Origin of the sequence: Kitasatospora sp. NBC_00070 (genome assembly GCF_045041205.1) — a bacterium.
Classification (GTDB): domain Bacteria; phylum Actinomycetota; class Actinomycetes; order Streptomycetales; family Streptomycetaceae; genus Kitasatospora.
Genome location: NZ_CP108248.1, coordinates 463,778 through 484,546, shown reverse-complemented (window position 1 = coordinate 484,546; position 20,769 = coordinate 463,778). Strand labels below are relative to the sequence as shown.

13 protein-coding genes, 1 tRNA gene and 1 pseudogene are annotated in these 20,769 nt (G+C 69.7%); 6 read left to right on the top strand and 9 right to left on the bottom strand.

What is annotated here, in order from left to right; genetic code table 11:
• Positions 1 to 15 precede the first annotated feature (15 nt).
• Both OHV05_RS37135 and OHV05_RS37130 read right to left on the bottom strand, forming a co-directional pair.
• A complete protein-coding gene (locus OHV05_RS37135) occupies positions 16 to 594 on the bottom strand; it encodes a PleD family two-component system response regulator (protein WP_405021686.1) in 579 nt (192 codons plus the stop codon).
• On the bottom strand, positions 560 to 4,318 hold the full coding sequence (locus tag OHV05_RS37130; RefSeq protein WP_405021685.1) for a response regulator: 3,759 nt from the start codon (positions 4,316 to 4,318) through the stop codon (positions 560 to 562). Before OHV05_RS37130 ends, OHV05_RS37135 begins: the two co-directional genes overlap by 35 nt.
• Before the next feature lie 552 nt (positions 4,319 to 4,870).
• On the opposite strand from OHV05_RS37130, the gene OHV05_RS37125 reads away from it, so the two are divergent.
• A complete protein-coding gene (locus OHV05_RS37125; protein WP_405021684.1) occupies positions 4,871 to 5,980 on the top strand; it encodes a hypothetical protein in 1,110 nt (369 codons plus the stop codon).
• Positions 5,981 to 6,003: 23 nt separating this feature from the next.
• Here OHV05_RS37125 and OHV05_RS37120 read toward each other — a convergent pair whose 3' ends face one another.
• The 4 genes from OHV05_RS37120 to OHV05_RS37105 form a co-directional block, all read right to left on the bottom strand.
• A complete protein-coding gene (locus OHV05_RS37120; protein WP_331730673.1) occupies positions 6,004 to 6,462 on the bottom strand; it encodes a hypothetical protein in 459 nt (152 codons plus the stop codon).
• Positions 6,463 to 6,589: 127 nt separating this feature from the next.
• Positions 6,590 to 9,787: an amino acid adenylation domain-containing protein gene (locus OHV05_RS37115; RefSeq protein WP_405021683.1), complete on the bottom strand. Its 3,198-nt coding sequence runs from the start codon at positions 9,785 to 9,787 to the stop codon at positions 6,590 to 6,592.
• A gap of 180 nt (positions 9,788 to 9,967) precedes the next feature.
• Positions 9,968 to 11,569: a Vps62-related protein gene (locus tag OHV05_RS37110; RefSeq protein WP_331730668.1), complete on the bottom strand. Its 1,602-nt coding sequence runs from the start codon at positions 11,567 to 11,569 to the stop codon at positions 9,968 to 9,970.
• Between the two features lie 1,018 nt (positions 11,570 to 12,587).
• Positions 12,588 to 13,310, bottom strand: coding sequence for a type IV toxin-antitoxin system AbiEi family antitoxin domain-containing protein (locus tag OHV05_RS37105; protein ID WP_331730664.1), 723 nt, complete (start codon positions 13,308 to 13,310; stop codon positions 12,588 to 12,590).
• A 297-nt stretch (positions 13,311 to 13,607) separates the two neighbouring features.
• Between OHV05_RS37105 and OHV05_RS37100 the strand changes: the two genes are divergently transcribed.
• Complete coding sequence (locus tag OHV05_RS37100; protein ID WP_331730661.1) at positions 13,608 to 15,170, top strand: FAD-binding oxidoreductase; 1,563 nt, start codon at positions 13,608 to 13,610, stop codon at positions 15,168 to 15,170.
• A gap of 364 nt (positions 15,171 to 15,534) precedes the next feature.
• Positions 15,535 to 15,966: a hypothetical protein gene (locus tag OHV05_RS37095; protein ID WP_331730658.1), complete on the top strand. Its 432-nt coding sequence runs from the start codon at positions 15,535 to 15,537 to the stop codon at positions 15,964 to 15,966.
• A 298-nt stretch (positions 15,967 to 16,264) separates the two neighbouring features.
• On the opposite strand, the gene OHV05_RS37090 is transcribed toward OHV05_RS37095, so the two are convergent.
• A complete protein-coding gene (locus OHV05_RS37090; RefSeq protein WP_331730656.1) occupies positions 16,265 to 16,918 on the bottom strand; it encodes a DUF4360 domain-containing protein in 654 nt (217 codons plus the stop codon).
• Between the two features lie 516 nt (positions 16,919 to 17,434).
• On the opposite strand from OHV05_RS37090, the gene OHV05_RS37085 reads away from it, so the two are divergent.
• Positions 17,435 to 17,511: transfer RNA gene (locus tag OHV05_RS37085), tRNA-Lys, on the top strand.
• Between the two features lie 278 nt (positions 17,512 to 17,789).
• The gene (locus OHV05_RS37080; protein WP_331730653.1) at positions 17,790 to 18,674 is read left to right on the top strand and encodes an SDR family oxidoreductase; all 885 of its coding nucleotides are present in this window, start codon (positions 17,790 to 17,792) and stop codon (positions 18,672 to 18,674) included.
• A 432-nt stretch (positions 18,675 to 19,106) separates the two neighbouring features.
• On the opposite strand, the pseudogene OHV05_RS37075 reads toward OHV05_RS37080, so the two are convergent.
• Together OHV05_RS37075 and OHV05_RS37070 are read right to left on the bottom strand one after the other, a co-directional pair.
• Positions 19,107 to 19,586, bottom strand: a pseudogene (locus tag OHV05_RS37075) (transposase); the annotation flags it as partial.
• A gap of 119 nt (positions 19,587 to 19,705) precedes the next feature.
• Complete coding sequence (locus OHV05_RS37070; RefSeq protein ID WP_405021682.1) at positions 19,706 to 20,179, bottom strand: transposase; 474 nt, start codon at positions 20,177 to 20,179, stop codon at positions 19,706 to 19,708.
• A gap of 20 nt (positions 20,180 to 20,199) precedes the next feature.
• Between OHV05_RS37070 and OHV05_RS37065 the strand changes: the two genes are divergently transcribed.
• A complete protein-coding gene (locus tag OHV05_RS37065) occupies positions 20,200 to 20,769 on the top strand; it encodes a hypothetical protein (RefSeq protein ID WP_405021681.1) in 570 nt (189 codons plus the stop codon).

The window sequence follows — 20,769 nt, the reverse complement described above, 5'->3', positions numbered from 1 at the left end:
TACGTCGTAGGCATGTCACCGCTCCTCTGCCGTTGCGAAGCGCTGGATCTCGTCGGCGAGCCGGCCTATCGGTCCGCCGTCGCGGACCAGGTCGTCGAGTGCCCCGGTGGGCAGCTCCCCCCGGCCTGCGGCTTTGGCGGAGTCGGCCAGCCGTTCGATCACCCGGCCGAAGTCGGCCTGGATCTTCTGCACGTCCTCGCGGGCCAGGATTCCGTTGATCCGCGAGGCGAGGACCAGGGGGTCGACCGGTTTGGCGAGGTAGTCCTCGGCGCCCAGTTCCAGGCAGCGCACGACACTGTCCATCTCGCCCACCGCCGACATCATGATCACTGGGGTCGACTGCAGCTCGGAGTCCTTCTTGATCATCTGCAAGGTGGTGTACCCGTCCATGTCCGGCATCAGGAGGTCGAGCAGGACCAGGTCGAAATGGCTCTCCTTGAGCGCGGCGAGAGCCTCGACGCCGTTCTCGGCACTGGCCGGCTGGTGTCCGCCGGCCTGCAGCCGGTACGTGATCATCATGCGGTTGGTGCGGTCATCGTCAACGACGAGGATGTGCCTGCTAATTGCCATCGTGGAACGCCTTTCGGATGTCACCGAGCGCGCTACGGGCTTGGTCGTACGCGCCCTGGATACGGGGGAAGAGGCCGGACACCTCGGTCAGGCGTCCTGCGGCCCCATGGTTTTCGGCCTCCTGGCACAGCGGGGAGAGCCGGTCGAGCCCAAAGGTCTTGGCGTTGGACTTGAGAGTGTGCGCGGCCCGGCGGGCCAGCTCGGCGTCCCCCGTGTCGAGCCCGCTGCGCAGCTGGTCCAGCAGGCCAGGGGCGTCTTCGAGGAAGGTGTCGATGAGCTGGACGGCGAAGGCGGTGTCCAGGGAGGCCGCCAGCGCCCGCACGGTCGCCTCGTCGAGCACCGCCGCACCGTCCTCCGGATCCGCCACTGGCAGCGCCTGCGACGGTTCCGCCACCGCGGCCGAGGGAGCCGGCGCCGGAGTGACAGCCGCAGGTTCGGGCAGCGTCTCCGCGGCAGGCTCAGCCGGGTACGCGGCCAGCGGCCTGCACCGCCCGAGTGTTGCGGTGAGCTCGGCCAGACGCAGTGGCTTGCTGAGGTAGTGGTCCATGCCGGCGGCCATGCACGCGTCATGGTCCTCCCGCATCGCGGAGGCGGTCAGCGCGACGATGCACGGCCGACGCTCGGCAGGGATCTCCTGGTGGATCCTCCGCGACGCCTCCAGCCCGCCCATGACCGGCATGTGAACGTCCATCAGGACCACGTCATAGACCCGCTCGTGGACCGCCTCCACCGCGTCGGCGCCGTTGTCCACGGTGTCGGCATCACAGCCGAGCTTGGCGAGCATCCGCAGTGCCAACTGCTGGTTGACCGCGTTGTCCTCGGCGATCAGTATCCGCAGGTTGAACGAGCTGCCGACCGCAGGTGCCGCCTGGTCCTTACGGAGAACGTCCGCCGAGACAGCCTCGTCCGCTTCCAGCACCGCCGCAGCGGCTTCCTCCTCGGGCAGCAGAGCGCGGCACAGGTCAGCGTGGATCTGGGCGGCCTTCACCGGCTTGGTGTGCAGTGCGACGAACGGACTGAGCCGTTCGGGCGGCACGTCCGCCCGGCCCAGCGAAGTCAGCAGGAACAGCGGCAGCTCGGCCGCGGAACGGTGCGCACGGATCTCGTGCGCCAGCGTGACGCCATCCATCCGCGGCATCTGCATGTCCAGGATCCCGACGTCGAACGGATCCCCGGCCCGGATCCAACCGAGCGCCTCCTGCGGGTCCGCGGTGGAGCGCACCGACATCTCCCACGCCTCCGCCTGTGCGGTGAGCACCGCCCGGTTGGTGCGGTTGTCGTCGACCACCAGCAGGCGCTTGCCGGTGAGCTTGTGCGGAGTGAGCACCGGCCGCCGGCGCAGCGGCTCGGGAACCTGCCGCGAACCGATCGTGAAGTGGAACTCGGTGCCCACCCCGACCTCGCTGGTGGCCCACATCGTGCCGCTCATCAGCTCGGTGAGCCGACGGCTGATCGCCAGCCCCAGGCCGGTGCCGCCGTACCGTCGCGTCGTCGAACTGTCCAGCTGTTCGAACGGCTGGAACAGCTTCTCGATCCGGTCGCCAGGAATGCCGATGCCGGTGTCCCGCACGGTGAAGTGCAGGAGCAGCCCGTCGGCGCCCTCGACCGGGGAGGCGTGCCCGTCGGTCGGAGCCATCCGCTCGACGTGGAGGACGATCTCCCCGGACTCGGTGAACTTCACAGAGTTCCCGAGCAGGTTGATCAGGATCTGCCGCAGCCGGACCGGGTCACCCATCACCTCGTCCGGCATGTCGGGCTGAATCGTGTAGGCGAGCTCGATGTCCCCCTTCTCCGCCGCCCTGGGCGCGATCACGTCGAAGGTCGACTCGATGCACTCCCGCAGGTTGACCGGGATGTCCTCCAGATCGAACTTGCCCGCCTCGAACTTCGAGAAGTCCAGGATGTCGTTGATGATCGTCAGCAGGTTGTCCGCACTGTTCTGGACGATCTTGGCCAGGTTGCGCTGCTCCGCGTCCAGCGGCGTGTCCATCAGCAGCTCGGTCATGCCGACGACACCGTTCATCGGGGTCCGGATCTCATGGCTCATGGTGGCCAGGAACGCGCTCTTGGCCCGGTTGGCCGCCTCGGCTGCCTCCATCGAACCCCGCAGCGCGGACGCCGCACCGCGCCGCTCCTCCACCCGCCCGAGCTGAGTGACCACGTTCGCGATCAGAGCGGTGTCGGTCGGTCCGAGCGGTTCGGTGGTGGGAGTGATGAACTCCAGGACCGCCTCGACCAGACCGTTGGCGAACACGGGGAAGGCGATGATCCCGGCGGCGCCCTGCGCAGGGTCGGCCGCCACCGGGCCCGCCGGGACCGGCCCGTACGGCACGCCCTCAACCAGCGCCCGCCGGGCCGCGTCGGAGACCTCGAGGGTCCCCGCCCAGCCGAGCGAGGGAACGAGCGTGCGCCCGCCGTCCTCGGTGTGCGCGACACCGTATGCCCGGCCCGCCCGCCAGCCCATGTGCTCCCGGAGCAGTCCCAGGATCGTCGCGAGCGGCTCCTCCCAGTCGGTCGCCTCGTTCGCCGCAGTGGCCGAGGCCTCCAGCAGGGTCAACGCGTCCGTACGCCGCTGCAGCTCCTCGGTCCGGACGCGCACCTGCCCCTCCACCGCGGTGTAACTGTCCTGGAGACGGTCGGCCATCGTGTTGAAGGCAAAGGCCAGCGCTCCGATCTCATCCTTGCTGCGCACCTGGGCCCGCTGGTGAAGGTCACCGGTGGACAGCTCCCGCGCGGCGGTGGCGACTGCCGACAGGTTCCGCGACAGGCGCCGGGAGGTGTAGGCGGCGAGCGCGATGCTGACGGTCAGCGCCGCCGCAACCGCCGTCAGGTCGATGAGGTTGGTCCGCTCGAACCCCGCCTTGCGAGTGTTGAGCATGCGCACCTGCTCGTCGTACATCGCAGCCTGCAGGGCGGTGGTGGCCTTCAGCGCCTCGGACGTCAGGCGGGCGTACTCGGCCTGCGGGATGGTCGGCGTGGCCGGGTGCACCACCCGGTCGTTGGTCGCGATCACCCAGGAGCTCACGGTCTTCCCGACCCGGTCAAGGAGCGGCTGCAGGTTCGGTTGCAGCGACGGGTTGTCGTTGTAGTCCGAGGTTCTCTTGAAGGCGCGGTTGAGCTCGTCGCTGAGGACCGCCAGGTTCTGGGTGGCGATGTTGGTGGCCAGGGTGAGGTTGGTCCGGTCGTCCGCACTGAGGACGTTGCGGGCGAGCAGTCCGTCGACGGTGTCACCGACGTTGTGCAGCTGCCCCCCCAGAGCCGGGGCCGAGGACAGGAACGCCGCCATCGTGTAGTGCGTGTCCAGATCCGGGTCGAACATGAGCGTCGAGGTGTCCCCGACGTAGCTCTGCATCTCCAGCAGGGTGGTGATGAGCTGCGCGTCCAGGGCCGCAGCCTGGGGGCTACGGCTCTGCTTCACACGCTCCCAGTCGGCGATCATCGTGTCCGGCAGCAGATTCAACTTCTGCTGCGCACCCAGCTCGTCGTACGTCGTTCTGAGGTTCTTCTGCAGATCGACGTCGACCGCGACGAGGCTCTTGAAGTCCGCGTCGATCCGCTCGTTCAGCTCCGGGATGCTCGCGGCCGGCTCCTGGCCCGAGGCGGCCTGCAGCGACAGCGTCCGGTGCAGCGAGACCTCATCGAACAGCGCGCTCAGCGGGCGCAGATAGCGCACCCCTTCGAGTTCCCGGTCCACCGTGTCGATGCCGCTGTTCTGCTGGCTGACGAGGAAGACCGTCGCCAGCGTCATGGGAATCGCGAAAACGATCCCCAGCACCAGCAGTTTGTGCCAGATCCGGTGTACGAAGCGCTTCTGATTTCCGCTGGGCGGAGATCCCGGCGCGGGAGAGTCCATCTCCGCTCCCCAAGGTAGACGGAGTGCCGCGGTCGGCCAGAACGGTCCAGCCCAGCACCGCCCGGCCCCGGAATCCTATCGACGCCGGCATCGCCCGGACTTGCCCTTCCGGTGCGACGTTTGGGACGGGTAGTCCATGTCACGGAAGTCTGCCCATAAGGGGCGGACAGCAAGCCCCGGCGAAAGCACGCTGGAGGGGCGGCCGGGCTCCCTGATCCCGTGCGCCCGAGCGATTCCGGCGGTGAGACCGGAAGGCGGCGACGCGGTCGGTTCGCCGCCGGTATTCGAAGGACGTTCGAGGAACGGAATGCCGGAACTGAGCCGAAGGGCGGAGAGCCAATGGGCAATTCTCCGGAGGAGGACCCCACGGATTCTGCCGATCCTGCTGATCGCCTCAGAGCGGAGAGGAGAGCACAGCGGGAGAACGCCTGGAGAGTCGCCCGGGGGGTGCGGGAAGGCGACACCTCGGTCACCGTCCGGTTCTGGCAGATCGGGCGGGACGGATCCCAGGTCCACCTCTCCGACGTCCCTGAGGGCACACCACTGGTCGACGCCCTCGAGCGGGCGGGCCGCGTCGTCGCGAAGGGCGATGTCGTACTGCCGCTCCCCGCCGCGAAGCTCCCCGCCGAGATCGCCTACACCGACGGCTGGTCGGAGGCCGTTGAGCAGTCGCTCCGGTCCCACCTGGTCACCCGGCCGCTCCAGCGGGTCTGGCGGGGAAAACCGAGCGGGTTCACCGTGCTCCACGGCTCCGAGGTCCCGCCCGCCGAGGTCGATCCGGCGCGTCCCGCCGAGACCCCCGGCCGACCGGCCGACCGCATCATCGCTCTGCCGGAACCGCCGAGGTTCGCCACGTGCTCCGAGTGCGGGGAGCGGCTCACCTACGCCGACCTGATCGAGCGTCAGGTCGTCCAGTGCTTCCGCCCCGGGTGCGGACGGTTGTCCCACGGGGCCCACGCCGCCGGTGAGGTTCCGCCGTGCGGCCATCAGTACCGCGACCTCGCCATCATCAACGACTTCCCGGCCGAAGCCCGGGCCTGGGGAGCGTCCTTCTCCGAGGGCGCGGGCCATGGGCTGACGCCGGCCCTGCGCACGGACGAGAAGCGGTACGTGGGACTCGGGGATGACCAGTACGAGCGCGTCATGGCCCGGCTGTCGCGCACGCGCGCCGGTGTCGCGTCCAACGGGGATGTGGTGACCGGCCTGAGGTCCGACCTCGAGCTCTGGACCGGGCTGGGCATCGACCTCCCCCCGGAGCTCGACTGGGGGGGTGTCAGGTACCGGATCTTCTGCGCCCCGGATCCGGGGATGATCCTCTCCCGGAAGGGCGTGTCCGCCGTCATGCTCGACCTGCGGCGGGTGCGGGTCTTCGCCCAGGGGAGGATCTCTGTCGAGACGGCGGAGAGCGGGCTGCGGTGGCGGATCGTCCCCGCGGTCGGGGGCTGGGACGTGGCACGGCGCCACGTGGCGGCCCTCCTGAGGAAGACGGGCCTGGCAGGGCCGTCCGCTCATACCGGTACCGCGGCCGAGGCACGGCGCGAGTCGCCGCTCTGGTGAACGCTCCGGTGCGGCGCCGGGGCTCAGCTCGAGAAGACCTTCGTGGGTGGCACCGGGGTGATCCGGCCCATGCCCTCTTTCCGCACCATGGGGTCGTTCACTGTGACGCCGGCCGGTGTGATCTGTATCGCCGGGACGACGACGCTGAAGTTCAGCTTGATCAGGCTTCCGGAGGTCATCACCGGTGAGCCGTTGTTCACCATGCGCGTCGTCAGGTTGACCGGCAGAAGCGTGAGGAAGAGCATCCCCTGGCCGGGAGTGGTGAACGGGGGGGACATGTAGTCGAAGATCGTGTTCCCCTGGAAGTCGACCGGGATACCGGAGGCGTAGTCCAGTTGGAGGCAGATCGGCATTCCCATGATCTTGACCGTCCCGCTCCCCGTCAGGGGGATTGGATTCGGCAGCATCGGGGTGACCAGGGGGGAGAGGATCGTCACCGTCAGGAGGTCACCAGTCTTCACCACGGCACGTGGCACTGCCATGCCGCTCACCTCCCGTATTGATGATCTTCACTTCGTGGTGGTCAACCCAAGCAAAACAACTACGGCCCGTCTCCGCCGCGACCGCCCGGGCAGCCTGCCGTGCAGGATGTGCGCCGCGCGGGCCCGGTCACGTCGACGGGGCGAGGTAGCCGAGGGCTTCGAGGCGGCCGAGGTAGAAGTCGAGGAGCTGGTCGTCGACCGGGGGAATCTCGATGCCACTGGCCGCGAGGGCGCGGTCGGCGCGGTCGGTGGTGAACCGGGGGAACGTGGGTCGGAAGTACATCTCGCTGATGGTGCGGTCGATGGTGGGGGCGCGGTCGACGAAGAGGGGGAGGAAAGGTGTGAGGGGATGGTCGGGGTACCGGGTGGTGTGGGCGATCAGACGCCGGGTCCACTCGGGGTACGGCAGGTGGGAGACGGTCCGGCCACGGGCCTGGATGCGCCGGGCGAGGGCGGCGAGCGGGGCGGGGTGGGGGTTGGTGAGGTGGAACACCTGGCCCCGGGCCGGGACGTGGGTGGCGATGTGGGCCAGGGCCTGGGTGAATCGGTCGGCCGGCACGAAGTCGAGGGGGAGGTCGACGTCGGGGAACTCGCCGGTGTCGTCGAAGTACCTGATCAGGGCGCACAGTTCGGTGCCCAGGTTCATGGTGCCGCCCGCCAGGTCACCGGTGACGTCGTTGACCCGGTAGATGGTGACCGGCAGGCCGGCCGCCGAGGCGTTGTTCAGGAGTGCTTCGGCGGTCCACTTGCTCTCGACGTAGCCGACACCCAGGTGCCGGGCATGGTCGAGAGGGGTGTCCTCGGTGACGTCCGAGGTGCCGACGGCGCCGAAACCGGCGAGGACGGCCATGGTGGACAGGTAGTGCACCGGAATGCCCCGGGAGTGCCCGGCCAGGCGGATGATCTCGCGGGTGCCGGAGACGTTGGCAGCGCGCAGCTGGCGGTACGGATAGAGGAAGTTCACCCGGCCGCCGAGATGGTGGATGGCGTCCATGGTGCGGGCGAGCTCCTCGAAGCGGCGGCGGCCCAGGCCGAGCAGCGGCTGGGTGAGGTCACCGACGACCGGGTGGATGCGGGACGTGTCGAGCTCGCGCCCGAGGAAGGACCAGTGGGCCGTGCGCAGCCGCTCCAGCGCGTGGTCGGTGTCGACCGCCCGGACCAGGCAGTGCAGCTGGATGTCCTCCGCCGTGCTGAGCAGGGTGTGCAGGAGATGGGTGCCGCAGAAGCCGGTGGCGCCGGTGACCAGGGCATGGACCGGCGGGTCGGCGGCGGTGTGGGTCCGGCGGACGGGGACGCCGAGCGTGGCGTCGTCCTGGTAGTCGGCCGGCCGCTCCTGAGGGCGGTGGTGACCGGGCACGGTCGCCTCGTGGAGGGCCGCTTCGACGGCGGCCAGGGTGGGGTCCGCGAGGAGGGCGCGGGTGAGGTCGCGGAGGTGCTCGATCCCCAGGCCGTACATGAGCCGGGCGCGGGCGAGCATGTCCATCGCGGTGAGGGAGTCCCCGCCGAGCTTGAAGAAGTCGTCGTCGGGGGAGATGGAGTCCACTCCCAGGAGCTGGGTCCACAGGTACGCGAGCCCGTGGTCCGCTTCGGCGAGCGGGTCCGCTCCGGCGCGGGTGGGGCCGGCCGGAGCCAGGGCGGTCTGTGCGAGCCGCCGCCGGTCGATCTTCCCGTTGATGTCCAGCGGCAGTTGGGAGAGGGCGTGGAAGGAGGCGGGGACGAGGTGCTCGGGCAGCCGGGCCGCGAGGTGGTCACGCAGGCCGGGGTGGGGATCGGCCCCCGGAGCGGGGGTGTAGTAGGCGGTGAGCGCGGCGGTCCCGGCGCGGTCCTTCCCGGCCAGGACAACGGCCTGGCCGACGGCCGGGTGGCTCCGGAGATGGCCCTCGATCTCCGCCGGGTCGACCCGGTGGCCCCGGATCTTGACCTGGTCGTCGATCCGGCCGATGAGTTCGAGCTGGCCGTCGGGCCGCCAGAAGCCGAGGTCGCCCGTGCGGTACATCCGGGTTCCGGGGGCATGGGCGTACGGGTCGGGCAGGAACCGTTCGGCTGTCAGCGCGGGGTCGTGCCAGTAGCCGAGGGCCAGCCCGTGACCACCCACGAAGACCTCGCCGCGTCGGCCGGGCGGCACGGGTTGCAGCAGCGGGTCAAGGATGTGCACGGTGCTGCCGGGCAGGGGGCGTCCGACCGCCACGCTGTGCTGGACGCCGTCCAGCTGCTGGGGCCGGAAGCGTCCGAGGGTGGAGGTGATACCGGTCTCGGTGAGACCGTAGGCGTTGGCGTGAGCGGTGCTCGGGAAGTGGCGCAGACTGGCGCGGCCGTCCTCGGCGTGGACAGTCTCACCTCCGACGATCAGCAGCCTCAGGTCCTCCGGCGCCCGCGCGCCGTCCGTGAGCAGGGCGAGCGCCTGGTGCCAGTAGCTCGGCGTCAGGTCGGCGACGGTGACGCGCGTGCGCCTCGCCTCGTGGAGGAACTCGGCGGGGGACCAGGTGCGACGGCCGCCGAGGACGACGGTGGCTCCGCTGAGCAGAGGCGCGAAGATCTGCTCGAGCGAGGTGTCGAAGCCGAGCGCGGCCAGCTGGAGGACACGGTCACTGCCGCTGAGCCGGTACGCCCGGGCGGCCCGGACGATCGTGACGAGCATGGTGCGGTGGCTGACCGCCACGCCCTTGGGAGTGCCGGTGGTACCGGTGGTGTAGATCAGGTAGGCGAGGTCGTCGGGCCTGGAGGTCTCGGCGGGCGCCACGGTGTCCGGAGCGGAGCGTTCGGGGGTGAGGGCGGGCAGGCCAAGACGGTCCTGCTCGTCGGCGCTGGTGATCGCGAGGGCGGCCCGGGACCCCTCGGCGGCCTGCCGCAGCCGCGGGGTGGGGTAGCCGGGATCGAGCGGCAGGAACGCGGCGCCGGCCTTCAGCACGGCGAGCAGCGAGACGACCATGGCGGCGTCGCGCCGGAGGCACACCGGGACGACGCTGTCCGCGCGTACCCCGTGTGCCCGCAGACGCTGGGCGAGCCGGTCACTGCGACGGTCGAGCTCGCGGTACGTCAGCCGTTCCTCGTCGCCGATGACGGCCGTGGCGTCAGGGGTGCGGGCCGCCCGCCGTCGGAACAGGCCGTGGACCGTAACGCCGGGAGCACCGTTCGAGGGGCGTAACGCCGGGCCGGACCGGGCCACCGCCAGAAGGCACTCCTCCCGGGAACCCGGCGCGCCGACCGGGTCCCATCCGGCGGGGAGGGGGAGAGCGTCGGGCCACAGCGCCTGGAAGCCGTCACCGTTGGACAGGACGCGGAGCGGGCGCGGGGCGGGGCCCGGAGCGTACTCGGGATGTTCCACGGCCGAGACCTCCGGATCGTGCCGGGCGGACGGTGGGAGCGGCTGAGGGCGGCGGCCGGTGCCGCCGGATGCCCGGCCGGGTACGCCGATCATATTCCGGCCGGGGGCTGTCGGCCGTTCAGCACACCAGGGGCACCAGGCGCCTTTCGACGCCGGGCGCCCCGTGGGCACAGGCCGGGTTCACGAAATCGCAGGCTGGAATTCGCCCTTCATATTGGGCCCTTCGGGGCCATTCTCAAGGACGCACTGGTTCACGGGAGATCCCACGCAGGTGGACTCCGGATTGCCCCACCGCCCGGTGTAGTTGAGCCAGCTCCAGGAGCCGGCGTAGGTGCCCGCCGACTGCCAGATGAACTGATTGGCAGGGTAGGAGGCCCACTCCCAGGCAGTTCCACGGCTGGTCCGGTCGACCAGGGAATCTCCGTTCGGGAGCTTCTTGTAGGTGAAGTTCCCCGAGGCGCTGTAGAGCGCGTGGGATCCGGTCGCTGCATACACGACTGGACGGAAGAGATCCAGCTCGAGGTACTTGGAACCGTAGAGGAATGTCTGGTCACCCTCATGCTGGCTCAGGGTCACCTGGTACGGCTGGTCGTCGACGTACCGGACGGTGACGTGCTCCCAGTCGCCCACATGGTTGCCGAAGGTGCTGTACCCGCCCGCACAGCCGAAGGGGGTGTAGACCCCGATGCACACCCGCTTCCCGTTGTTGTACGGGTAGAACATCCAGTACACGACATCGGTGATGTTGGTGGGGCTGCTGTTCCTCGTGCGGTGCACGACCTCGGTGTACATCGGCGGGGTGCCTTCCCGGGTGCCGTCAGGGCGAGTGCCCCTCAAGAACGCCGGATTGGTGCAGGAAGCACAGCCGAGAGGCTCATTGGTCACCCGGTAACCGTTGCTGACGTGGGTGTTGGCCAGGTGCAGGTCGACCGAGGAAGGGAAGTTCTCCTCGGCGGAGGCCAGCCAGACCTTCAGCCCGACGCTCGCACGCTCACTGTCGCTCCACTGCTTCGGCACGCCGGTGTTGGGGATCCAGCTGCCGGCGATGCCCGCGTTGGAGAAATAGTCCTTCCCGAGAACCCGGAAGCCGGACGGGTCCGCGCCCTTGCCCAGCGGGCTGTACACCCGGAAGCCTGAGGTCTGCAGCCCGTGCGTGTCCGACGGGTCGGCAGTCGTTTCGAGGATGTCCGTCCAGCGGTCAGAGGGGACCATCGCGGATCCGTAGCTGCTGGCCAGCTTGGTGCTCCTCGCGGGCCGGGTGTACTCGGTGCGGACGCAGCGGATGACGTCCGCCGAAGGCTTCGACGCGCTGGTGGTCACCACGTCGCCCAGGCAGGTGAAGCCCGGCTTCGGGACGGGGCGCCAGATGAACGCCGGTGGCACACCGGTGCTCTGCAGGCCGACCGCGTTCCACACCATGGCGAAATCGGCCGGCGGATCGACGAACCCCGGATTGTCCCTGACCAGGAACGTGGCTTTCGGGGCGTCTGCAGTCGCGGTCATCACGATGTCACCGAGCGGATGGAATGGTGCGTTCTCGTAGTACCGGGGACGCTGGGGCCGCCAGACGCCCAAGGGCGCCCCGAACACCTGTGGCGTACTCCAGGCCTGGGTGAAGGCACCGGTCGAAACCGTGTCGATCCTGGGCAGGGATTCGGCGGCCGAGGCCTGTTGGGGGAGGAGAGGACCGGAAACCAGCACCAATCCCGCTGTCATGGCGGTCAGGGTGGATGTGAATGCGGCGCCGATCCTGCCCCGGTGCTGTTCGGTGGCTGCGCTCATCGAAACTCCTCATCATGAAGAGCAAGAAATGTTGCGAATGGCACGCAATTGCTGTGGAGATGAACTGGGCGCGGAGGCGGGGGCGGGTGGTTCAGAAGAAACTCTGGCCGCGCCTACGATTCCGGGAAACTCGATGGCCCAGATAGCGCTGTTCGCTCAAGTGAGCGCCGGATGATCAGGTAGCTCGTGTCACAGAAAGCCGAAAAGCCGATACAGACAATCGGCGGGCGTCAGGAATTCGACCGGGATCACCGGTGGCCCAGGACTCTAGAGCGCGCCTGGCAGGGCTGTCTACGGGCCGCCTGCAAGGTGGCTTGATATGCGAGCTGGGTACTTGTCCGGCCAAGCCTGTGCATCCGGTCGGCAGCCAGTGGTGCGGCCGAGGGCGCGTGGCGGCCGGGAAGTGTTCCGGCCGCCCTGTTCTCGAAGGCAGTGCGTTGCTTTGCCGTGCCACCACGGTGAAGCCCGGATAACAGAAAACGCGTAACGTTCCGGGACCGATCCCCGCCCGATTGTGTGGAAAACTTCGGGGCAGCCGGAGTAGGGGAACTTTTCCGCCGCAGTCCCTTTCGGCCAACGGTTGGCTCGGGATACAGTTCCGGGGCACCGGAGGAGAGAAGTCGATATTTCGCTGCCGCAGCAGAACCCGTGGACAGGGGACTGCCAGGGCATGCTTCGATTTCCTGTTCACCGGTGGGAAAGGTGCGGCTGATGGCTCAGGGACGGGTGTCAGTCGCACTGGTGGAGTACGGGTGGCTGAAGTGCATGGACAGGTCATCAGCCGCAGGGGTGACAGGCTTTTGATGCCTGAACCCCCAGAAGTACTCCGCCAGGGTCGGCGCATCGCGACGAGCCTGGCAGGTTCCACGGCCGCCGCGAACCTCCCCTTGCGGCGGCCGTGGAACCCCGAACCGACGAGCGGGCGAACCCGCCGGCCACACGGCGCCGTCAGCTGCGTCCCCAGGATGGGTGGGAATCGGCCCGCTCCGCCTCTGTGCCGTCCACCGCCCGGGTCGGCCTAGCGCCCGAACACCCGGCCGATGCGGTGGTCCATGGCCGCGCGCCCCCGGTCCGTGGTCTTTCCCAGGAGGTAGGCGATGAGCGGTTCGCCGAACGCAGCGGTCGGCAGGCCGTACTGCGGAGCGTAGTGGCGGAGGTGTTCTGCCATGTCATCGAGGTCGACCAAGTCGCGGTCCGCGGCCTCGGCCAGGACGGTTCCCACAACCACGGGGTCGGTTTCGGTGCGCATCAGGTCCACCAGGGTGCGGCGGGCGGTGGTGACGGGTAGGTGCCCGTCGAGGACGGCGGTGTCCTCATGAGCGAGCGGGTGGCCGGCCGTTGAGGTGTGCAGGCGCAGGTTCAGGCCGCCGATGTGATGGTGGTGTTGCACGGTCAGTTCGATGAGCGGGGGATTGGGCAGGGCTTGCAGCCCCAGGCCCCACAGCCGGCAGGCAGTGGTGTGCGAGACGGCGCCGGAGAAGTGGTCCATGGCGGTGCGCTGGCTGGCCGGCGCACTGGGGTCGAGGTGGAGCCAGGCGGCCTTGATGTCCTCGAAGGGCGTCGGCGGCCGGTCGGTGAAGCGGTAGACGCCCAGCCGGACCCGGGTCAGCACCCCGCCCCGGACGAAGGTGGTCAGCCACCGGTCCTCCAGACCCTGTGCGCGCACCTGGCCGGCCGTGACCAGACCCCACTGTTCCCGGGCCAGCCCGTCCATGACCTGAAGCACGTCGGCGCGTCTCATGAAACCAGGTTCACATCCCCAGGCGGGCCGACTGGCTCTGCGGCGCGATGGTGCCCGGCCGGAGGCGGTGCACGGCCCCGGCGCCCGGCCATGGCTGCCCAGTGGGGTGCTCGAAAGAGAGGATTCCCCAGTGCGGCCCGCTCCGGCGTCCCCGCTCCGGCGGGGCCTCACGGTAGCGATGGCCAGGACCTGATCCTCGTGCTCCGCGCGGGCATGCCCTTGGTCGACCCCTTGCGTTCGCCGTGACGGCGAGATTACCGTGAGGCACATTACCAGGGGGTAAGTTGAGGGGGGCGCATGCGCACCAGATCGTGGTGGGGCTGGGGCTGGACGGACGAGGCCCTGTCGGACGGAGAGTGCGCGGCGCTGGGAAGCCTGGTGCCAGGCCTCCCCGGACAACCGCTGCCCGTCCCGGACCCGAAAGCACTCGACCTCCCGGCCGCACGGATCGCGCCACCGGCGCCTCTGGCCCACCTGTGCTCCGCGGACCCGCTGCAGCGGCTGAGCCACGCCCGCGGCAAGGCCTACCGGGACGTCATGCGGGCCCTGCACGGAGTCGTCGACCCGCTGCCCGACCTGGTGGCCGCACCACAACGGGAGCAGGACGTAACCGACCTGCTCGACTGGGCAGCCGACGCCGGCCTCGCGGTAGTCCCCTTCGGCGGCGGCAGCTCGGTGACCGGCGGTGTCGAGTACCGAGGAGACACCCACCGGGGAGTCATCTCGCTGGACCTGACCGCCCTCGACCAAGTCCTCGAGATCGACCGCACCGGCCGGGCCGCCAGAATCCAGGCAGGCATCTTCGGGCCCCAGCTGGAGGACCGGCTGCGCGCCGAGGGAATGACGCTGCGTCACTTCCCACAGAGCTTCGAGTTCTCCACACTGGGCGGGTGGCTGGCCACCCGGGCCGGCGGCCACTTCGCCACCGGGCCCACGCGCATCGACGCCTTCGTCCAGTCCCTGCGCGTAGTGACCCCGGCCGGGGTCAGCCAGTCCTGGCGGCTTCCGAGCTCGGGAGCGGGCCCTTCGCCGGACGCGCTGTTCCTCGGGTCGGAAGGCACCCTCGGGGTCATCACGGAAGCCTGGATGAGACTCCAGGAACGGCCCGTGTTCAAGGAGTCCGCAGCCCTCTCCTTCGATGGCTTCGCCCCGGCCGTCGAGGCCGCCCGGGCGATCGTCCAGTCCGGCCTCACCCCCGCCAACTGCCGACTGCTGGACCCCGTCGAGGCCGCCGTCTCCGGCGCCTCACCACAGGGCAAGGCCATGCTCCTGCTGGGGTTCGAGTCCGCCCAGCTACCCGTTTCCGGCCACCTCCAGGAAGCCGTCGCCATCGCCCTGGGCAACGGTGGCAAACTCCACGAGGCGGCCGGGGCGAAGGGCACGGCCACGCGATCCTGGCGCTCGGCGTTCCTGCGGATGCCGTACCAGCGGGACGCGCTCGCCCGGATGAGCGCCATCGTCGAGACCTTCGAGACCGCGTGCACCTGGGACCGGCTCCCCGGCCTCTACGAAGACGTCCAACAGGAGCTCGGAACCGCCATCCGCCGGATCACCGGCACACAGGGCCTGATCCACTGCCGGCTCACCCACCTCTACCCGGACGGTGCCGCCCCCTACTTCACGGTGATCGCGGCCGGGCGACGGGGCGCGGAGGTCGAGATGTGGGACGAGATCAAATCAGCCGCCATGGACCTGCTGCTCCGGCACCGGGCCACCGTCACCCACCACCACGCCGTCGGCCGCGACCACCGACCGGGCTACGACCGCCAGCGCCCCGATCCCTACGCACTGGCCCTGCGCGCGGCCAAGGCCGCCCTCGACCCAGCCGGCGTCCTCAACCCCGGCGTCCTCGTGGACTGAGGCGTCTCCGGCCGGGCCCGGACAGGGCCCGGCCGGCAGGCCGACGAGCTGGACACCGCAGGACAGTGCAAGGACCGGCCGTACAGCCCCGGCCCCGCCGACGGGGGACCGCCACCGCCCCGCCAGGCCCCCCAACGCCTGCCCCAGGCAGCCCGCACCGCCACCGACCGCCGTCGCATCAGCACGGCGGCGCTCGAGCCGGGCGGTGCCCCGCACCCCTCTCCCGCACGCGCAGTGCGGGCAGCGATGGACGAGTTGCCCACAGCTGCTACGTGCGACCTCGCGACGTTACTAGTTGACAGGCCATGTAACACTGTCACTGTATCCAGGCCGTCCGGGCCAGCAGAGGGAAGAGGGGAAGAGCATGACCAAGAGCCCCCGTTACCCCGCCCCGCCTCGCCCCCGCGACGTGAACGACCTGCTCGACGAGGCGGGGCGGCGCACCGCCGGCAGCTGCTCCCTGCCCACAGCCACCCGCCGGGCCTACCTCGCGGACCTGGCCGTTTTCGACGAGTGGTGCCGGGGGGAAGGGCGGACGGCGATCCCTGCCTCGGGGGAGACGGTCGCCGCCTACGTTCTCCATCTGTCGAGCACCCCCACCGAGCGCACGGGGAGCCCGTTGGCTCCCCGGAGCATCGAACGGGCCCTGGCCGCCATCCGCTCGGCGCACCGGTACGTGGGGATGGACGTCCCGGACTCCGCCGCCGCCCGCCGGATTTTGGCGGGTTACCGCTACGAGTGGGCGGCGCAGCAGGTCGTGACCATCCCGGGACAGCGGAAGCACGGAGGGTCCTGAGCGGACGGCGGGACGACGGTGCTCGCCCGATCCCGTAGTGAGGGCAGGGCCACGTCCGGTCGGGAGCGATCCCGGGCCGGGCCGGTACGGTCACCGCAGGGATGACGACGGGCGGCACCTGCCCTTCCACCGCCTTTCCCCCGTTCCGGTGACACCTCGCCGGGGCCGGACGTGGTTCGGTCCGGTCCGCCAGGAGTGCAGGGCGGACCGGACCGGGTATCGGGTGGTGTCGGCAGGTGTTCCGGGTACGGGACGGGCCCTCAGGCCTTCGCAGCACCCGCGCTTCTGCCGGGGCTGGTTAGGGGCAGGTCTTCCAGGCGAGCTGGTAGATGGTGTTGATGCCGCCGTCGGTGGAGTCCATGGTCATGAAGCTGGTGGCGTTGCGGTTGGAGGTTCCGGCGGCGACGCGCAGTTCGGTGTTGATGTTGAAGTTGCGCTTCTCGCCGCAGGGGGCCCAGACCAGGGCCGCGACGCCGACGCTGTCGGTGGCCTGCCAGTTGTCGTCCAGCGGACCCTGGAAGCGGTGCGTGGAGGTGACGGTCTGGGGGGAGCCTTGGAAGTAGTAGTTGGCGCGCTGCAGGGCGCTGGCTCCGGGTTCGAGGTGGGCGAAGCCGCGGTAGTCGGCGGAGGCGATGGCGTAGGTGAAGCCTTGGGGGACGTGGACGTCGAGGTTGACCTGGCAGTTCTTGCGCAGGTCGGTGGGCAGGGAGTTGGGGCCGACCTGGGCGAGGTAGTCGCTGTAGGTCACGGTGAAGGCCGTGTTGTCGTCTGCGACGGTCACTGCGGCGGTGCCGGTGGGGCAGCCGGAGCCGTTGACGCTCGCGACGTCGATGACGATGTGGTCCGCGGGCGGATTGGCTGGCAGGACTGTGGCGGCCTGGGCCGGCAGGGCCGTGCCGGCGAGCGTGGCGAGGAGCACGCCGGCGGTCAGGATCGATGCGCGCAGAGCCATGGGGCATCTCCTTGGTGATCGAGTGGATGGCCGGATTCGAGAGTGGACGAATGAGGCCAGATTTTGATCGTGGCCATGACACCACGGCGATGCGAGGGCCGTACAGCGGGCGTCGGGCCTCGCTTGAGGAAGGCGGCGGCGGCGATGGCCGCGCCCACATCGCCAGAGTGGCGGGGCAGGGAGCGGGTCGTGGGACGAGTCGCACCTGGTGGGGCGATCGGCCGTGTACGGGCCAGGCCACTCCGGGGCGACCCGGGGACGCGCGCGTGCGTATGCGACGAACTGTCAAGAAGGGCCGCCATGGGCACAAGTGGCGATATCGGCCAGAAGCTGCCCGGGCGGATTCGGGGCCGGTATCCATGCGGACGGCACCGCCTGGTGAAGACTGGGGCTCGTCTCCGGGGCGGATGATCTCGTGCGGGGCCAGGGTGATCGCGGGATGACGGTAGTCACCTGCCGAAGTACGACGGCGCGTTGTCCGCCCGACTGGGACCACTGGAGATACGGTCGTTCTGGGCGCCGCTAGCTCAGTTGGTTAGAGCAGCTGACTTTTAATCAGCGGGTCCGGGGTTCGAATCCCCGGCGGCGTACCAGGGCACACCGGACCGAAGCCAGGCATGGCCGTCCGGTGCCGCATGGCACCGCAGGGGAGATCGGATCCTGGGCGGTCCGAATCGCCGCCGAATGGGGCGGATGCCGGGGATTTGCCACCCGCTGTGGCCTGCCTGTCGCTGTGCGTTCCGGCTGCGGGGGCAAGATGCCTCCGTTCTCCGCCGGAAGCAGATGGCGATTGTCAAAAGCGGTACTTATCCGGACAATCTAATGCTTAAGCCCAGCCAGCCCTGCCGGGGCCCGGCCAAAGGGGATGAGCATGGACGTTCTGGTCACAGGACACCGCGGCACGGTCGGCGCTGCGGTCACCGACCTGCTCCAGCAGCACGGCGACACCGTCATCGGCTACGACCTCAGGGACGGCCAGGACGTCCTGGAGACGGCGGCCTTGATGAAGGCCGCACGCCGCGCGGAAGCGGTCGTCCACCTGGCAGGGCCCGACAGACACCATCCGCCGGCCCATCCGAGTACCGTCCTGACGGAGACCGCAAAGGCCTGGCAGATATTCCGGGCGAACGTCCTGGGCACCGCCAACGTGCTGGAGGCGGCCCGGAACGCCGGGCACACCCGTGTCGTGGTGATGAGCTCGGCCGATGTCCTAGGGGACTTCGCGGGTCGCTCCGCCCCCGACCGCCGGCCGATCGATGAGCATCACCCCTGCCGCCCGGACACTCCCTACGCGATCTCCAAGCTCCTGGCCGAGGAGCTGTGCTCGGCGTTCACTACCGCCACCGGTACCCCCACCGTGTGCCTGCGCCCGCCGGGCCTCCTCACGTCCGGAACCCACCGAATGACACATCAGGCGCTCACCGAGCAGCCAGAGTTCGAGTCGTCTCTGGTGCGCCGGTACGGCGCCCTCCTGGATGTCCGGGACCTTGCCGACGCCGTCCACCGAGCCCTGCACGCGCCGCTCTCCGGATGCCACCGGCTGCTGCTGTGCGCCGACGTACCCTCCGCCTCGCCGAACAGCCGTGAGCTGGTCAGCAACCTGTTCCCCGGAGCCGACCGGCGTGGCGTCGCACAGGAGGAGCAGCCCTGCCGAGCGCTACTGGACTCCGCTCGCGCTCGTTCCGTCCTGGGCTGGTCACCTCACCATTCCTGGAGCTCGACGAGTTCGACGCCACGCCCGAAACCCCCGACGTGAGGAGTACGCCGCCAGGACCTGGAAGATGACAGCTGGTCATCACCCGGTGTTCGCGTGCGCCGATCACATCGAAGCGGCCCGCCCGCCAGGGCGTCTCAAGGCAATGCCGGGCCGTTACGGCTGAGGCGGTGATGACGGGCACCGTCGCTCCAGTTCACCGGCAGCGGGGCGGGACTGGTGGCCAGCACCGGGCCAGGCCACCGGCAGCAGGTCCACCCAGGAGTCAGGGGCGTTGTCGAGCAGGACGCCAGGCGGCGGGGTCCATGCCGGCTGTGACGCTGCGCCACGACGCGGCGGCCTCCTGCCGGGACGTCCAAGGCCCGGGGTGCCCCACCGCTTGAGGTTCCCCCGATGACCTGGACGGCCTGATACTGGGATGGATGGTCCCGGAGGAAGCAGTCCAAGGTAGTGAGTACTGACCTCGGCGCTCCAAGGTGATGGTGGTGGGAGGTCGAGGGAGAGGCCGGTTCCGGCGAGGAACCCGTCCAGGACGTCGGCTCGGTCGTCGTTTGAGGCGGTTGCGGACGAGGGCTTCGAGCCGGTCGAGGGCGACGCTGGTGAGGTTCGCGAGGCTGTGCTTGATGTGGGCCCACAGGTACTCGACCGCGTTCAGCTCGGGTGAGTAGGCGGGCAGGATGAACACCGTCAGCCAGTCCCGCGCGCTGGTCAAGTCGCGCATGGCGTGCGAGACATGGGTGTTGAGCCGGTCCCAGACCAGTACGATCGGTGCCTTGACCAGGTGGTGGATTCCGTCGATCAGGCCGATGTAGTCGCGTTGGAGAGGCTGCGGCGTTCGCCCTTGCGTCCGGTGTGGCGCCGCAGCCGGTGGCACATCCGGGTGCGCGAGCCCGGCCGAACGGCGATCAGGCCGGCGGCCGAGACCCTCCCGGAGCCCCGGCCGCTCACCTTCACGACCGGTGTGATGCCGCGCCGTCCCCAGGTGCGTCCTCTGGGCGGCCTGCGGGTGAACCCGGCTTCGTCCTCGAAGCAGATCCAGCCGCCACAGGCCGCCCGGGCGCTTTTACCTCCGCTCAGGTCACCACCTTCCACGCGGCCACGGCCTGTTCGTCGCGCTCGGCTGCACGCCGCGCGGGAACCTGCGGGGTGAAGCCCAGCCGGTGCATCAGGCGGGTGGCGCCCGAGACGCTATAGGTGACGTGAAACTTGCGGCCGGTCAGCGTGGCCACCCGCGCACCGGTCCACACCTGATCCTCGTCCCAGCCGTGTGCGGCCGGTCCCTGCTCCAGGTACGCGGCGAGCTTCTCCAGACAGCGCGGAGACAGCCGGCACCGTGACCCATCCGGACCACGAGAGGCCAGAGCCTGCCCACCGCCATCGCGCCACAACTGGTGCCACTGGTAGGCCGACTTCAAGGTCACCCGTAGCCTGCGGGCCACCTCGGGCGGCCCCAGCCCATCGGCGAACAACCCCGCGGCCTCCAGCCGCACCGCCTCGCGACGCTGCCGGCCTCCAGCCGTCAGCCCGCCCCCATCCGCATAACGCATACCAACGGCATACCGCGCACATGACCATCAGTCAGCTACACGAACAAGCCAATCACCCCGAAGCGCCGACGTCAGTAAGCACCGAGACGCGCTTCAGTCCCTGGCGGCGGACTCCTACGGCGACTTCCTCCGGCGGTCCGAGAAAGCGGAGAGGATGGCCAACGTCCTCTACCGCGCCGCGCGCCGTGCGGCCCGACGGGAGCTACCACACCCTGGCGGCCGGCAACGTCACCGCGCGCCAAGCGGCTCGCCACCTGGCGGACCGCCTTTCCACCGAGCACCGGCTCGGGCACGTCGTCTACCGCAACGGGGCAAGGGTGTCCGTGAGGGTGTGGGCGAAGGCGGCCACCCTCGCGAAGTCCGGAGTGGCGTACAACGCCGGAACACTCAACAAGGGGCGCGAAGCCGGTGTCCAGATGGTCGAGGTGTTCGACGGCGCCAACTGCGGCTGGACTTCCCACGCTGACCTGGACAAGGCAACTCGGAGCCTGCGCACCGTAGATGAGGCAGCCGAGTGGCCGGTCTCTCATCCACGGTGCCGCCGGACGTTCGGCCTGCGCCCCGATGTGCTGCTGGAGGAGCTGGCGTAG

Bases quoted from the DNA above. Each gene is read 5' to 3' on its own strand.
- OHV05_RS37080 (WP_331730653.1), top strand. From the start codon at position 17,790: ATGGACGTTCTGGTCACAGGACACCGCGGCACGGTCGGCGCTGCGGTC.
- OHV05_RS37120 (WP_331730673.1), bottom strand. From the start codon at position 6,462: ATGGCAGTGCCACGTGCCGTGGTGAAGACTGGTGACCTCCTGACGGTG.
- OHV05_RS37070 (WP_405021682.1), bottom strand. From the start codon at position 20,179: ATGCGTTATGCGGATGGGGGCGGGCTGACGGCTGGAGGCCGGCAGCGT.
- OHV05_RS37100 (WP_331730661.1), top strand. From the start codon at position 13,608: ATGCGCACCAGATCGTGGTGGGGCTGGGGCTGGACGGACGAGGCCCTG.
- OHV05_RS37065 (WP_405021681.1), top strand. From the start codon at position 20,200: ATGACCATCAGTCAGCTACACGAACAAGCCAATCACCCCGAAGCGCCG.
- OHV05_RS37090 (WP_331730656.1), bottom strand. From the start codon at position 16,918: ATGGCTCTGCGCGCATCGATCCTGACCGCCGGCGTGCTCCTCGCCACG.
- OHV05_RS37110 (WP_331730668.1), bottom strand. From the start codon at position 11,569: ATGAGCGCAGCCACCGAACAGCACCGGGGCAGGATCGGCGCCGCATTC.
- OHV05_RS37095 (WP_331730658.1), top strand. From the start codon at position 15,535: ATGACCAAGAGCCCCCGTTACCCCGCCCCGCCTCGCCCCCGCGACGTG.
- OHV05_RS37105 (WP_331730664.1), bottom strand. From the start codon at position 13,310: ATGAGACGCGCCGACGTGCTTCAGGTCATGGACGGGCTGGCCCGGGAA.
- OHV05_RS37130 (WP_405021685.1), bottom strand. From the start codon at position 4,318: ATGACGCTGGCGACGGTCTTCCTCGTCAGCCAGCAGAACAGCGGCATC.